At 66.4% G+C, this 12,773-nt stretch carries 17 protein-coding genes; 4 read left to right on the top strand and 13 right to left on the bottom strand.

Annotated features, from left to right (window positions below):
- Positions 1-25: 25 nt before the first annotated feature.
- Positions 26-646, top strand: a complete 621-nt coding sequence (locus ACIPM1_RS31620; RefSeq protein WP_402440487.1) for an SRPBCC family protein — start codon at positions 26-28, stop codon at positions 644-646.
- Here the strand turns inward: ACIPM1_RS31620 and ACIPM1_RS31615 are convergent.
- The 3 genes from ACIPM1_RS31615 to ACIPM1_RS31605 all read right to left on the bottom strand — a co-directional run bounded on the left by ACIPM1_RS31615 (position 621) and on the right by ACIPM1_RS31605 (position 3,454).
- Positions 621-1,313, bottom strand: a complete 693-nt coding sequence (locus ACIPM1_RS31615; protein ID WP_402440485.1) for a GntR family transcriptional regulator — start codon at positions 1,311-1,313, stop codon at positions 621-623. The two genes, ACIPM1_RS31620 and ACIPM1_RS31615, sit on opposite strands and share 26 nt — an antisense overlap.
- A gap of 104 nt (positions 1,314-1,417) precedes the next feature.
- The gene (locus ACIPM1_RS31610) at positions 1,418-2,143 is read right to left on the bottom strand and encodes a GntR family transcriptional regulator (RefSeq protein ID WP_402440483.1); all 726 of its coding nucleotides are present in this window, start codon (positions 2,141-2,143) and stop codon (positions 1,418-1,420) included.
- Between the two features lie 174 nt (positions 2,144-2,317).
- Positions 2,318-3,454 carry an XdhC family protein gene (locus tag ACIPM1_RS31605; RefSeq protein WP_402440481.1) on the bottom strand — a complete coding sequence of 379 codons (1,137 nt, stop codon included), beginning with the start codon at positions 3,452-3,454 and terminating at the stop codon, positions 2,318-2,320.
- Between the two features lie 442 nt (positions 3,455-3,896).
- Between ACIPM1_RS31605 and ACIPM1_RS31600 the strand changes: the two genes are divergently transcribed.
- Complete coding sequence (locus tag ACIPM1_RS31600; protein WP_402440479.1) at positions 3,897-4,679, top strand: DUF5753 domain-containing protein; 783 nt, start codon at positions 3,897-3,899, stop codon at positions 4,677-4,679.
- A 180-nt stretch (positions 4,680-4,859) separates the two neighbouring features.
- Here the strand turns inward: ACIPM1_RS31600 and ACIPM1_RS31595 are convergent, their stop codons facing one another.
- Positions 4,860-5,516 (bottom strand): FadR/GntR family transcriptional regulator, encoded by a 657-nt coding sequence (locus tag ACIPM1_RS31595; protein ID WP_402440477.1) that lies wholly within the window; start codon positions 5,514-5,516, stop codon positions 4,860-4,862.
- Between the two features lie 654 nt (positions 5,517-6,170).
- Here ACIPM1_RS31595 and ACIPM1_RS31590 point away from each other — a divergent pair.
- On the top strand, positions 6,171-6,527 hold the full coding sequence (locus tag ACIPM1_RS31590; protein ID WP_402440475.1) for a hypothetical protein: 357 nt from the start codon (positions 6,171-6,173) through the stop codon (positions 6,525-6,527).
- 79 nt (positions 6,528-6,606) lie between these two features.
- On the opposite strand, the gene ACIPM1_RS31585 is transcribed toward ACIPM1_RS31590, so the two are convergent.
- From ACIPM1_RS31585 to ACIPM1_RS31575, 3 genes are all read right to left on the bottom strand, one after another.
- Positions 6,607-6,975 carry a hypothetical protein gene (locus tag ACIPM1_RS31585; protein ID WP_402440473.1) on the bottom strand — a complete coding sequence of 123 codons (369 nt, stop codon included), beginning with the start codon at positions 6,973-6,975 and terminating at the stop codon, positions 6,607-6,609.
- A 100-nt stretch (positions 6,976-7,075) separates the two neighbouring features.
- Positions 7,076-7,642, bottom strand: a complete 567-nt coding sequence (locus tag ACIPM1_RS31580; protein WP_402440471.1) for a hypothetical protein — start codon at positions 7,640-7,642, stop codon at positions 7,076-7,078.
- Between the two features lie 121 nt (positions 7,643-7,763).
- Positions 7,764-7,922 carry a hypothetical protein gene (locus ACIPM1_RS31575; protein WP_402440470.1) on the bottom strand — a complete coding sequence of 53 codons (159 nt, stop codon included), beginning with the start codon at positions 7,920-7,922 and terminating at the stop codon, positions 7,764-7,766.
- Between the two features lie 11 nt (positions 7,923-7,933).
- Here ACIPM1_RS31575 and ACIPM1_RS31570 point away from each other — a divergent pair, with 11 nt between their 5' ends.
- Positions 7,934-8,104 (top strand): hypothetical protein, encoded by a 171-nt coding sequence (locus tag ACIPM1_RS31570; protein ID WP_402440468.1) that lies wholly within the window; start codon positions 7,934-7,936, stop codon positions 8,102-8,104.
- A 157-nt stretch (positions 8,105-8,261) separates the two neighbouring features.
- Here ACIPM1_RS31570 and ACIPM1_RS31565 read toward each other — a convergent pair whose 3' ends face one another.
- The 6 genes from ACIPM1_RS31565 to ACIPM1_RS31540 form a co-directional block, all read right to left on the bottom strand.
- Positions 8,262-8,672 carry a hypothetical protein gene (locus tag ACIPM1_RS31565; RefSeq protein WP_402440467.1) on the bottom strand — a complete coding sequence of 137 codons (411 nt, stop codon included), beginning with the start codon at positions 8,670-8,672 and terminating at the stop codon, positions 8,262-8,264.
- 196 nt (positions 8,673-8,868) lie between these two features.
- Positions 8,869-9,450, bottom strand: coding sequence for a hypothetical protein (locus ACIPM1_RS31560; protein WP_402440465.1), 582 nt, complete (start codon positions 9,448-9,450; stop codon positions 8,869-8,871).
- A 914-nt stretch (positions 9,451-10,364) separates the two neighbouring features.
- The gene (locus ACIPM1_RS31555) at positions 10,365-10,556 is read right to left on the bottom strand and encodes a DUF397 domain-containing protein (RefSeq protein ID WP_402440463.1); all 192 of its coding nucleotides are present in this window, start codon (positions 10,554-10,556) and stop codon (positions 10,365-10,367) included.
- A 12-nt stretch (positions 10,557-10,568) separates the two neighbouring features.
- Positions 10,569-11,423, bottom strand: coding sequence for a helix-turn-helix domain-containing protein (locus tag ACIPM1_RS31550; RefSeq protein ID WP_402440461.1), 855 nt, complete (start codon positions 11,421-11,423; stop codon positions 10,569-10,571).
- Positions 11,424-11,430: 7 nt separating this feature from the next.
- Complete coding sequence (locus tag ACIPM1_RS31545) at positions 11,431-11,955, bottom strand: DUF6879 family protein (protein WP_402440459.1); 525 nt, start codon at positions 11,953-11,955, stop codon at positions 11,431-11,433.
- A complete protein-coding gene (locus ACIPM1_RS31540; RefSeq protein WP_402440457.1) occupies positions 11,933-12,334 on the bottom strand; it encodes a hypothetical protein in 402 nt (133 codons plus the stop codon). The genes ACIPM1_RS31545 and ACIPM1_RS31540 overlap by 23 nt, the downstream gene beginning before the upstream one ends.
- Positions 12,335-12,773 lie beyond the last annotated feature (439 nt).

The following is a 12,773-nucleotide window of genomic DNA, read 5'->3' as shown; positions in this document are numbered from 1 at the left end:
AACTACCAGCCACAAGGAGTAAGACGTGGAGTTCACCAACGAGTTCGTCGTGCCCGCCGCCCCGGACGCTGCCTGGGCACTGCTCACTGACGTGCCCAAGATTGCGCCTTGTCTGCCGGGGGCCACGGTCACCCCCGTCGGTGACGGACAATACGAAGGGGGCGTCACGGTCAAGGTGGGGCCGATCAAGGTCGGCTACAGCGGTTCGGCGTCCTTCACCGAGCTCGACGCAACCAATCACCGCATGGTGCTCACCGCCCGCGGCAAGGAGAGCAGCGGCAAGGGTTCCGCGAGCGCAACGGTTACCGTCGACTTGGTCGGCGAGGGGCCGGACAAGACAAGGGTGGTTGTCGGCACCGATCTTCAGATCACCGGGAAGGTCGCGCAGTTCGGCCGCAGCGCGATGGCTGACGTGGGTGCCCGCCTGATCGGGCAGTTCGCCTCCAACCTGGAGGCGATGGTGACGGGCAGTGGCGAGGGGACTCAGAGTCCCACGCTGCGCCCGGTCGACGCCGGCCCGGCGCCCCAGTCCGAGTCGGAACTGAATGCGCTGGCTCTGGCCTGGCCTGTCGCGAAGCGGGGTGTGCCGGTTGTGGCGGCCTTCCTGCTCGGTGCGCTGATCAGTCGGCTGACGAGTCGCCGCTGAGGTCACTGGGGTCCTGCGCCTGCAGTACGGCATGCTGTGCCGCGCGGATATGAATCTTCATGATCATTTCGGCGGACACGGCGTCCCTGCGGCGTAGGGCCTCGACGAGCTGTCGGTGGTGTTCGATGCTGCGTTCAAGATCGCGTTGGGTGTAGCGGAGGAATGTCCGGCGCACGAGAGGTAGGCCGAGCACACCGTTGAGCAGGCTGACGAGACTTTCGTTGCCCGTTGCCTCAAGCACGATGGAGTGGAACTCATTGTTCAGTGCGGCCGCCCGCTGCCGCGTGGCACCACCTTCGGCGATCGCCTGCTCGTACTCGGCGAGGTTGGCCTCGAGCTTGCTCAGCACGCCTTCGTCGATGTTCTGCGCGGCGACGGCGGCGACGTAACCCTCCACCGCGGCGCGCAGCCCGTAGATCTCGGAGATCTGTTCCCGACTCCACGCCACCACCTGGGCGCCACGATTGCGCTCGAACCGGACCAAGCCCTCAGAACTGAGTTTGCGTAGGGCTTCTCGCACCGGGGTGCGGCTGATCCCCATGGACGCGGCAAGCGACTCTTCCCGCAGCCAGACGCCTGGGCGCAGCTCGCCCGTCGCCATGCGTTCGGTGATCTCGACGTACGCACGCTGGGCTGCGGAGCCGTCTGTCTGCCGGCTGTCTGCCATCCGCACAACCCCTCTTCGTCGTCAGGTGAGTGACCGGCCGGCTTGTCAGCACAGTCAACCGCGACTTCGCGTTCCTCGCGTACGCCACGCAGGGATGACAGGGATCAGCTTGCCTGCTGCGGGCCGGGCAGAACGCCAGCGGCTACAAGGTATTCCAAAGCGCTGCTCAGACTCGCATCCAGATGCCGGTGCAGTGCGCCCGCGGTGCCATCCGGGTCTCCGGCCTTGATCCGCTCTACCAGTTCAGCGTGTTCCCTCGCCGAGGCCACCAGCCGCTCGGGGTTGGGGAGGCTGTTCATGACGTAGCGCTCGCAGGTGTTCCAGAGCATACGGAGATGCCGCTGCAGGACGCCTTCTCCGGCAGCCCGGAAGAACGCGAAGTGGAACTCCCTGTGCGCGTGGAGCATCTCGTTGGAGACTTGCGGCACCTTCTGCTTTGCCAGCTGCTGCATCTCCCCGAGCCAGTGCTCCATAGAAGTGACGATGGCGTCGTCTTGCGCCTCGGCGGCGCGGCGCGCTGCGATCGGCTCGATGGCCTGCAGAATCTGAAAGGAATCGTTCAAGTCACTCAGGCTGAGCGCGCGCACTACCGTGCCACGGCGCGGCAGGTTGTCCACTAGCGCCTCTGCCTCGAGCTGGCGGACGGCCTCACGCAGGGGCACCCGGCTCACGCCCAGCTCGTCGGCGAGTTCGTATACGGGAACCTTCTGCCCAGGGCCTAGTACGCCCAGCACGATCCGGTTCCGGATCTCCTCGGTGGCAAAGTCTGTGATCGTCCCAGGGGTCTTGATCCCCTTCGGGCCGATCTCGCGGACCGACTGCCTGACCACGTCTTATCCCTTCCTCACCGTTATCGACTACGCCGTGCACAGCAGCCCGACATCGACGGCGACCCACCCAGAGAACCCTTTCAGTATACAGTTTTCTTTCCACTGATATGGCCCCATGGCGAGACCTGCCTCAGCAGCCCCCCAGTACACGCCTGAGGGACACGGGCCGGGCAATCAGACGCGTGGCGCTACCGTGCTGCTCAGTTCCCGTCGAGGGTGGATCGTGGAACGTCGGGTGTCGACCAGCTGTCGGCCACTGCCGCCGCACTGCTCAGCGATGATCTCAGCAGCGATAGACACGGCCGTCTCCTGCGGGCTCTTGCCTCCGAGATCGAGGCCGATCGGGGAACAGAGGCGAGCCAATTCATCGGAGGTCATCCCTGCCTCACTCAGTCGGCGCATGCGGTCGTCGTGCGTCCTCCGGCTGCCCATTGCACCGATATACCCGGCCGGCGTGCGCAGGGCGACTTCCAGCAGGGGGACGTCGAACTTGGGGTCATGGGTGAGGACGCAGATGGCCGTGCGCTCATCGATGTACTCGCGTACCGAGGCGAGGTAGCGGTGAGGCCAGTCGACCACGACTTCGTCCGCGTCGGGGAACCGCTTCTTGGTGGCGAACACGGCCCGCGCGTCGCACAGGGTGACGCGGTAGCCGAGGAACTTGCCGATCCGGGCCACCGCGGCGGCGAAGTCGATGGCGCCGAAGACGAACATGCGTGGCGCAGGTGCATACGACTCCACGAGCACGTCCGGATTCACCGTGCAGCCCGTGTCGGCCGGGCGGACCAAGCCGGTTTCTCTGCGCGCCAGCATCCGCAACGCCGAGGCGGCAGCCAGCGAATCCAACCGCGTGTCGCCGAGCGAGCCCGTGAAACCCGAGGGCCGCACGATGAGCCGAGCCCGCCCGGCGCGCGGCCCGCCTTCGACGGTGGTGGCGACCGCAACGGGGAGTCCCGCGCTGATGTCCCCTGCCAGTTGCTCCAGACACGGGAACCATTCGCAGTCGACCGGCCGCACGAACACTTCGAGCACCCCGCCGCAAGTCAGCCCCACGGCGAGGGCGTCGTCATCACTGACTCCGTATGACCGGAACGCCGGCTCTCCCGTCCGCAGGGCCTGGAGGCCGAGTTCATATACCTCGGCCTCCACGCAGCCGCCCGAGATACTGCCCACGACTTCGCCGGTCTCCGCGATTGCCATCGTCGCTCCCGGTGGGCGTGGCGCCGAGCGCCACGTGCGCACCACGGTTGCGAAGGAGAACCGGATGCCCTCCCGATACCAGGCCAACGCCTGGTCCATCACATCCAACATTGCGGGCTCCTTTCCGGGTCTGCCCTGCATTCGCGGGCACGCCTGCGCTGGGCGCGGACACCGCATCGGTGACCCGGCGGGCACGCTTGATCGCAACATCGATAGTATACAGATCGTAGTAACCTACCGAGAGGCCTCACGTCGTCAGGCTCTCGCCAACAGCGCCTTGGAACCTCAAAAACAGCATCTGCACCAGGCACTCAGGCGACATCTGCACCACTCGAGGGCGCGGCCTGTACCCGACGGCGACCCCCTCGCCTCCTTTAATTGTATGCAATTAACTGTATCGATGGAAGGAAGGGCGCCGATGCAAAAGCCCGGCTCATCGTCCCTCTCGCCGGCCTCACAGGGAGAGACGAACGCCGACCGTCTACGACTCGGCATCCGGCTAAGGCAACTGCGTGAGACATGCCCGCCGGTGGAGGCCACCAGAAGACGCGGCATGACCCGCACGGCGGCAGTACGGGAGATCCCCGCTCTGACTCCAGCAGCACTTGCACGCATCGAGCGGAGCGACCTTGCCATTGGCTCCGCCACCCTGCGTTCCCTTCTTAGGAGGTACCGGGTCAGCGATGAGGAGTTGATCGAGCAACTCGTCGAGCTGAACCGGCAGGCCGGTGAGGAGGATCAGCTGTGGCGGTACCGCCCCTTCATGCCGGCGGGCATGCCGCGTGTTATCGCCCTTGAGGCCGCAGCGACCGAGATCCTCTCGTACCACCCGACCGCCGTGTGCGAACTGGTCCAGACAGAGCACTACGTCCGGGCGTGCTTCGAGGGCCAGCGTCTGACCGAGGGTGTTTCACCTGAGTACGCGGAGCGGCACACAGAGCTCAGAATGGAGCGGAACAAGCGCATTCTCACCCGCGAGGTTCCGCCCAGTGTGCGGCTGATTCTCGGTGAGACTGCGCTGCAAACTCCCGTGGGAGGCCCTGGCGTTATGCGCGAGCAGGTCAGTGCGCTCATCGGGCTCGCCGAGCAAGACTGGGTTTCGATCCGGCTACTGGCACTTCGGCCCGTCTACCGCCCAGCCCACGGTTTTACGATCCTGCGCCTGGGCGACCTACCAGCCCAAGTGCACAGCGAAAGCGCCTGGGGTACCGTGCTCAGCTCGGACAAACCGCATGAGGTGGATCGGTGCACACGTCGATTTGAAGCGATGGAGAACACAGCACGGAGCCGCCAGGCCACTACTGAATACCTCAGGGCTCTCAGGCGGCTGCTGTAGCCGGTGGGCATGCGGTCACCATTCCCGCTCGCACTCCGTCGGCTGTCTCCTCCAAAGCCACGGAAAGCTCGCGGCACCTCAGCACCATTCGGCATCAGGACTTCTGCCGACCTGGACGCCCGCCTGCGATCCGCTAAGACGCCGCGGGCGACCGCGGGGGTCAAACAAGGGCAGCGCTGTTCACGACAGGTCGCGCAGTGCGTCCATAGCGGCCGAGAGATGGCTCAACGCCGCCTCTTCGGCAGCCTCCGCATCCCCGCGCTCGATGGCATCCACGATGGCTGTGTGCTCGGCCACCTGGCGATGCACAGCCTCAGGCAGGGGGGCCTCAATGACCGAGTGGAGAGCCATACGAAGCGAGTCACTGAACTGCCCGTAGAGCTCCGCAAGGACCTCGTTGCCGGCGGCCGCGGCCACTGCACGATGGAACTTGAGGTCGGCCTCAACGAACGCGTCGATGTCCTCCTCGCGTCCCGTCTGCGCCACCTCTCGGACCGCAAGCGCATCACGCATCCGAGCGAGATCGCCCTCGGTGCGGCGCTCGGCTGCATACCGCGCTGCGTCCCGTTCGAGACTCGCCCGTACCTCGTACGCTTCAATCACGGTGCCGTACTGCAGCCGTCGCTTGACGGCAGCCCCCAGCCCGCTAGAGGCCAGTACATAGGTACCGTCGCCGGGCCGGGTGGCGAGCAGGCCCGTGTGCGCCAGCGCGCGCACCGCCTCACGCACCGTATTGCGGCCCACCCCCAGCAGTTCCGCCAGTACCGGCTCGGGAGGAATCTTGCTGCCGACCGGCCACTCGCCCTCTCTGATGAGGCCCTCGACCTGCTCGATCACCGAGTCCACAAGACTCGCGCGTGATGTGTTCTCTAGCGGCATGCCTCTCCGTCCCGACCCATCCTATGAGCCTAACAGCACGACATCCTACCTTTTGGACTTCCTTCTCGCTCGCCTTGGGCGTACATATTCGGCGGTGCAGCAGCGCCAAGTCACAGAGTTCCGATTACTACGGAACCGCCCTTACTGCCTTTCTCGTTGCGGGCGACGGCCGTTCATCTGATGCGAGAGCCGATCGGCCGGCCGGGGTGGGAGACTCATTCGACACGTGATGATCTAGGGAGTTCATGGCATGGCAGCAGGTGCCCTCGACGGACCGTTTCCGGTAGCAGCCCTCCGTAGGCAACAGGTCCGCGATCGCCTGAACCAGGTAATCGAGGACCAGCGCCCACGAGCTCGCGAGAACATCGCCCGGGCCCGCCGATGGAACCCGGAGGCGACACCAGCACAGATCATCCGCGACCTGGAGCGGAGGTACATCAGGGATTTCGCCGGGAGGGGCGCCGTAGTGGGAGCGTTTGCGGCCGCGCCCGGCCTCGGCTCGGGAGTCGCGTCGGCAGGCGAGGTTGTCTCGTCTCTTCAGCTGAGGTCCCTTTTCGCGCTGTCGATCGCCGAAGTCCACGGAGTCTCCGACGACGAGGACAGCGCCTGCGAATGCTCATCGGAGTCGCGCTCTACGGGATCGGCTCGGCAGCCATTCCCAGGGTCGCCGCGCGTACCGGACCACACTGGGGACGTCAGGCGGTCGCCAAGGTTCCCGTTGCGAGGCTGCGCCAGATCAACGGCGTAATGGGACCGAACTTCGTCACGAAGCACCGGACCAAAGAGGGCATCGTCGTGCTCGGCCAAGTAGCACCGCTCGGCTTCGGCGCCGTGATCGGTGGGGGCGCCACCGCTGCTCTCGCCGCTCAGCACGTGTGGACCGCTCGGCGCGCATTCGGCCCACCCCCGACGTCGTGGCCATCGCCGACACCCGGCACGCCGATCACGTCCGAGAACTCGCTCGGCTGACACCCGCTGGCGGAGTCAGCCACGGAGCCGAACGCCCGTTCACCGCGGGGTCGTACGTCGCGCCTGCCGGTCCGGCAGGTCAGTCATCGTCCGGAGCGGGCCCCACCCAGGCCACCGGCTGCCCTTCGGAGGTGGTCCCCAGGTGCGGGTACTGCGCTTCGTGCCCGGCGTCCAGGACGCAGATCCTCCCCCACCTGCCGTGGTTGCCCGGACACGACCGGCTCAGAAGGTCGAGGTCTCCGTCTTGGACCGCTCGGTCAAACCGCGCTTGGAAACGCTGAAACATGGGGCTGAGCTCCCGTGCCAGGGAGGCCTCCAGCTCCTCGATCTCTTGCTTGAGGCGCTGAACCTCGGGGTCCGACAGCACGGCGTTCATGGCCGTCTCGGTCTCCCACTGCCTGCGCTGACGAGCGAGCGTCGCCCGGCGCTGTGCCTCGCCATTCGCCACCGCGTTCCCTCCCTGGGGTGCGGGCCTTGCTGGTGGTAGCCGTTGCCTGCGGCACCGTACGGCGCGAAGGGAGCGGCTCTCGGCGGTTGTTCACCGTTCCTCACCGGTGTGTAGAGGTGGCGCGCGGGTCGCAGTCCGGGCAGGCCAGGCTGCCGACGGGGTGAGAACCCTGGTCGACGGGGACCTGGCTGCGGCGGTTCCGGCCGCGGCCCTTGGTGGCCCAGGTCCGGAGCGGTGTCCACTCGGTCGGGACATGATGCTCGGGCAGGTCGGGGATACGGCTGGCGCAGGTCGCGCACTGACGATAGACCAGCCGTTCGTTGACCAGCCACGTGTCCGGATCCCCCGCATCGTCGGCGTCGACCAGGACCAGGCCGGCCTGCCACTTCCAGCCCGCCGGACGGTCGAGATAAAGGTCGGGGTCGTAGCGGTCGGACACCACGCAGCCCGTGCCGAGGACGCGTGCGGCCACGCGCTCCAGGCTTTCCGCGGCGACCTCGCCCGGCTCGGTGACGTGCTTCCAGCGGCCGAATTCGCCGGGCCGGAAGATCAGGCGCATGGGTCGGTCGAGCTGCACACCGGTCTGGCCGAGGGTGACCACGAACCCGTCGATGGGACAGAGGTACCGGCCGCGGCCGCGGCCGGAGGCCACACCCTGGGGGGACACCGCACGTGGGGCAGTCGTGATTGCTGATCTTGTCGCTCCGTCGGATACGGACGTGGTGCGTCTCCGTACAGCGCGGGGAGCGTCCGTTCACCTCTCGGTCCTTTCCTCGATGACGACCGCGCTACGGGCGCCGGTCGGCTGGTGCCGTCGGGCAGGCGATCACCGGGAACGCCGCCGTGTGCCCGCCCGCGGTGAACGCGATTGCGGCGGGGCGCTGTGCCCAGAAGGGTGCGACGTCCATGAGGTGGTCGCCGTACTCGGGGTTGAGGCGCAGCCACATCTCGACGGTTGATGCTGGCGCGGAACGCGGTCACCTCCCACGGCTCGGTGGTGAACCCGCAGGTACCGGCGTGGGCGATCACGGTGTCCGGGTCGTCGACCGTGGACATGTGCAACGCGGTGCCGTCGTACAAGCCGGATCCCGTCCTGCTCAAGGTCTCCTCGCCGGGGGGCCTGGTTTAGGAATGCGTGCAGGTCCCGGATCTTCAGCTGAGCCACGGCTTCGTCCTCTCCCCGAAGTCGCCGTCGAGCCGACGGAGGCCAGGACGTTGCCCGGCGTTCACGGCCGTCTGTCCGCACACTGCGAGCAGCGGTAACTTCCGCCGCTCTGGGTGGTGGCTCATGATCTGGATCTCCTTGCTGCGGTGGGCGGTTCGACTGCTTCGCGTGTGCCGCTACCGGAGTACGAGGCGCCGGGGAACTCCCATCCGTCGGTGCCTTCGCCGATGTCCTCCACGATGACGTCGTCGATGAAGTGGTCCTCGAACTCGTCGTCGGTGAGTTCGCCGACGAGCCAGAGCTCCTCGATCTCGTCCCAGTTGCCCCGGCTGCCGTCGATCCGCAAGGGCGCGGCGTCCACGGTGCCGCGGGTGCGCTCGTCGTCCCCGGTTTTCACGACTCCGCTGATCTCGTACTGGCCCCGCTTGATGTGGTCGGGGATCGGGTCGGCGGGGACGACGGCGACGTTCTCATACGCGGTGTGGATGATGTCCACGTAACTGCGGCGGACGTTGTACTCGGAGTCGGACAACCAGTTGATGAGGGTCTTGGTCGTGACGTGGAGACCGGCGTCCGCGAGGGCCTGCTGCCCGCGGTGAGCTGGCTGAGCTGGGCGTGCCAGTGCTTGGCGCTGTACGACGACAGCCGGTGGCGGGGGGTGACCTGGGAGCGCAGGAGATCATTGAGGGCGGCGCCCAGGGAGTCGCCACGTCCGGTGGGGCCGGCCATCAGTCGTCACCTTCGGGGATGATCTCGCCGGCCTGCACGAACTTGGCCTTCACTTCGCCGAAGCCGGTCCCGATCCGGTACGTCGCGGGCGGGGTGCCGTCGGGCATCCAGAAGACGGCCGCGTCGACGTTGCGCAGCGCGACGAGCGTGTGCCCTTCCTGCACGGCCTTGAACGCGACCGTCCAGTGGCGGACGGACGCCTCGGCGACCATGCTCATGCGCCAGTCCGGCCGCCAGAACGGGGACCGCTGAGCCGGGCGCTTGGGCCACAGCAGACGCAGCGCGATCGACAGCCGGGTCTTGTACGCCTTGTAGGGGTCGCCGCCGACCTGGACGAGCTCGGTCCTTGCCTTCCGGGTCGCCTCGTAGAACGGCTTGAAAAGCGACTCGTTGGCCTTCCCCGTCCAGGAGTCGTAGATGGTCGGCATCGCCGCGAGGTGGTTGTCCCGGACGAGCCTCACCAGCTGCTTGATGTGGGGGGTGGTGACCCACACCCGGCCGTCCTCGTCGCTGGGGCTGGGGGCAGGCGGGTGGTTCGGGACTGCGCCGGGGGCGTTGTCTGTGATCCGGTCGCGGTTCACCGGGTAGGCCCCCTCCCACATCTCCTCGTCGGCCCACTCGCCGTCGTCGTACTCCCCCTTCGACAGCCTCGCCCGCCAGGCGACCGCGGCTGGGCCAGGCCGAAGCCGCCACCCGGGGACACCTCCTGAGCAGCCCCTGACCGGCACAAAATCAATCCGCCCGACCCGCAGGCAATTCGAAATCCCGCGCCGATCACTACATTCCGAGACGATCACTGAACTTGCACGTCAAAACCTCTCCAGCTAGCGCAGCTCCACGAAAGCCCCAGCTCAGAGATGCACCGCCTCACCGTCTTATATCCTGAAACGATCACTAGATTCCCAGGCCAGCGCTTCACTCATCTGGTGATCATTAACGGATTTGTCATACGTGCGGTGCCAGTCCGCTTGGAGCTGCATCAGGTCTGGGGGGGGGGAAGGTGGCGTGCTCCATACACGCCATTAGGCCATGTGTTCGATTTATAGGCCAAGTCGAAGGTTCTCCGAGTCGAGCCGCGGTTGTCACTGCGCACCCTCGCCCGGTCATGATGATCAGGACCCTGACCACAGCAGGTCAGCACGTTGCGCAGACCGACCCGTCGGCAACTGCATAGCAGCCGAACCGTTGCACGTCCCCAGCGGCCACCCCGGCCAGCCAGTCAGGACTTCACGATGCACAACCCGGCCATGCGCAGCCTTCAGCCTCCCGGAAGCGGGGCTGCGCAATCGGGGTCGGGGAATGCGCAGCCGTACGCACCAGCAGGTTGAGGCTGTCCCCGCCTGCCGCCACACGGCGCGTGCGATGACGGCCCTTGCCCGAGGCGCAGGGCAGAGTCGTAGACCGAGCGGCAATCCTCACCTGGCTTCTGGCCCGCGCTGCGACGTAGAGCTCCGCTATGTAACCGTTGAGATCACCGGGGCATCATCGCTCCCTATCACTTACCTACTGCTGATGCCTTTGCGTACCGCAGGAAGGCTGCCCAGACTGCCGGCGGAACGCTTATGACTCCGCGGCCGCGGTCCTTGGTATCTCGCACCATGACGGCGTGCAGGGCATTGTCGGCGACCTCCACGCACGTGTCTTGCGAGGTGTAGGAGCTCGTGCGCCAGCTGGGCTGCTCGGGCATATGGCCGGCCTCCTAGTCGGTTGGCATCCGGTCGAAGTGCTGAATCGCGTTGAAGACGAGGTCGCGGACGGCGTTGCCGTAGACGGCCGACTGCTGGAGCAGGGCGAACGCTTTGGCGTACAGCTCGACTTCTCGGGGCTGGGAGACGGACAGCTCTGCGGAGTAGGTCTCGACGAGGACGAGTTTGTCATCGAACATCGAGAACGAGTTGCCTGGCCAGATGGCGGCCGGGGCAGAGCGGGGGACGATGCCGAGGCTGAGTCGGGGCAGCCGCATGACGGCCAGGAGACGGTCAAGCTGTCCTTTCATCACGTGCGGGCCGCCGAAGTTGGTGTAGAGGGCCTGTTCGCCGAGGAGCACGTTGAAGATTCTTTCGCCCTGGTAGAGGTACTGCTGGCGCTCCAGCCGGCGGGCTACAGCTGCTTCACAGTCGTCGGGGATCTCGTAGTAGTTGACGACCTGTTCGAAGACCTTGGCGGCGTACTCGGTTGTCTGGAGGGTTCCCCATACGACCGTGGGGTGCCAGATGCGGAACACTCTGGTTTTGGCGTAGATGGGGATGGCTTTGTGCTGACGCTTCTCGGCTCCGGTCTGGAGTTGGCGGCGCCACTCGAGCCAGAGTTCATCGACGTGGCGGACGATGGCGATCAGGTCGCCCAGGTGCTCATCCTGGCCGGTGATTCCGCACCAGAGGCGGATATCGTCCTCGCTCGGGCGCTGCTTGCCGTGCTCGATGCGTGAGACTTTCGACTCATGCCATGCGGCGGCATGCGCGAAGGCCCGGCCGCTGGCGAATCCGGCATCCTTGCGGAAGCCGCGCAGCCGGGCACCAAGCGCTTGCAGCGCCTCGTCTACTTGTGTGCTCACGGAGGGTTCAGGGCTTGTAATCGACGTGGGGAATGGCGTGGGTCCACAGCAGGTCCCGCAAGGCTACGCACTCGGCGACGGCGTCGGGGGCGTCGATGAGGTGTGAGCCCAGGACGCGGCCGTCCGCATCGAAGTGGCCCACTGCGAGTAGGCGGTCGTCGTACAGCCACCAGTCTTTTGCGTCGAAGGGGAAGGTGACGCCGTCCGGCAGGAGGTGTCTGGGCAGCCATCGGATGCTCTCGCCGGCTTCCTCGTTCAGCGGGGTGGTGGCGTACTCCCACTGGATGTAGGGGCTCAGGGGCTCGGTAACGACCCGGACCCGACGCACCGTCATGCCGCGTGCGGTGCACTGCTGCACGAGCTCCGTCCACGGCTTGAGGTAGGCGTAGTCGACGTCTTCGCCCGCAAGCCAGCTGTGGAATGGGCCGTCTTCGCCGGGTACCGAGTAGTCGTCGCGCAGTTCCAGGTGGAAGGCGTCCTGCTGGAAGCGCTCGAAGAGCCGGTTGCGCTCAGCGCTGGAGATCAGCTCCACGGGGTTCCTCCAGGAGGGCGGCGATGGCCGACTTCGATACCTCGACGCAGGTCTCGTAGTACGGGATCGACATCTGCGCCAGGGCTTCCTGGTCGGTGACTGCCTTGCCCTGGACGACGCACGTGCCCTGCGGGGTGTGGATCATGATGGGGGCCTGGGAGCGCTTGATGTCCACGGCCGGAAGGCCATCCTCCTTCAGGTACTCGAACAGCTCGGTCGGCACCTCCACCGCCGTTTCGCCTTCGGGGATGTCGAGCTGCATAAGCAGCTCGTTCGCGAAGAGCTGCCAGCCCTGCACGATGTAGCTGTCGCGGTCGGTCGCATACAGCGTCGGGCAGTCGCCGCTGGTGGAGTTGGTGCCAAGGAACCGTAACTTCATCGCTCGTCTCCCGTCCTCAACCTTGCTCAAGTTTGCGCGACATATCGATCGTGGGCTCCCTATACGAGCCCGTCAATCGTGCTGCTGCAAACTCGCGCAAGTTCTTTGAGACTTGAGGAGCGGCGGGCCTACGGTCTTCATCAGCCGCCGGATGCCACCGTCGCGTCCCACCTGTGGCCTGGCTCCCCGCTGGCGGCTTGGAGGAGAGCCCGGCCCTGTCTCCCCCGGCAGGGCCGGGCGCCCGCCGCCGAAGGGACCGCGCCTGGGCCATGACCAGCGCACGGCCTCATCCCGGCCGGCGTACCCACGCAACCCACCTAAGACGTCGTCTCATTTGGCGTACTGGGTAGTCTGCACTGTGTGGTGATGGTCGAGCGCGTGGTTCCAGACGAGTTGTGGGAGCTGTTTCAGCGGGTGGTCCCGCCTGCTCCATCGCGGC

Source organism: Streptomyces sp. NPDC086766, assembly GCF_044746005.1.
Classification (GTDB): domain Bacteria; phylum Actinomycetota; class Actinomycetes; order Streptomycetales; family Streptomycetaceae; genus Streptomyces.
Note: the sequence above shows the minus strand (reverse complement) of the source record. Positions and strands in the feature narration are given on the sequence as shown.

Bases quoted from the DNA above. Each gene is read 5' to 3' on its own strand.
- ACIPM1_RS31615 (WP_402440485.1), bottom strand. From the start codon at position 1,313: ATGGCAGACAGCCGGCAGACAGACGGCTCCGCAGCCCAGCGTGCGTAC.
- ACIPM1_RS31605 (WP_402440481.1), bottom strand. From the start codon at position 3,454: ATGTTGGATGTGATGGACCAGGCGTTGGCCTGGTATCGGGAGGGCATC.
- ACIPM1_RS31600 (WP_402440479.1), top strand. From the start codon at position 3,897: ATGACCCGCACGGCGGCAGTACGGGAGATCCCCGCTCTGACTCCAGCA.
- ACIPM1_RS31590 (WP_402440475.1), top strand. From the start codon at position 6,171: ATGCTCATCGGAGTCGCGCTCTACGGGATCGGCTCGGCAGCCATTCCC.
- ACIPM1_RS31575 (WP_402440470.1), bottom strand. From the start codon at position 7,922: ATGTGGCTGCGCCTCAACCCCGAGTACGGCGACCACCTCATGGACGTC.
- ACIPM1_RS31570 (WP_402440468.1), top strand. From the start codon at position 7,934: ATGCTGGCGCGGAACGCGGTCACCTCCCACGGCTCGGTGGTGAACCCG.
- ACIPM1_RS31555 (WP_402440463.1), bottom strand. From the start codon at position 10,556: ATGCCCGAGCAGCCCAGCTGGCGCACGAGCTCCTACACCTCGCAAGAC.
- ACIPM1_RS31540 (WP_402440457.1), bottom strand. From the start codon at position 12,334: ATGAAGTTACGGTTCCTTGGCACCAACTCCACCAGCGGCGACTGCCCG.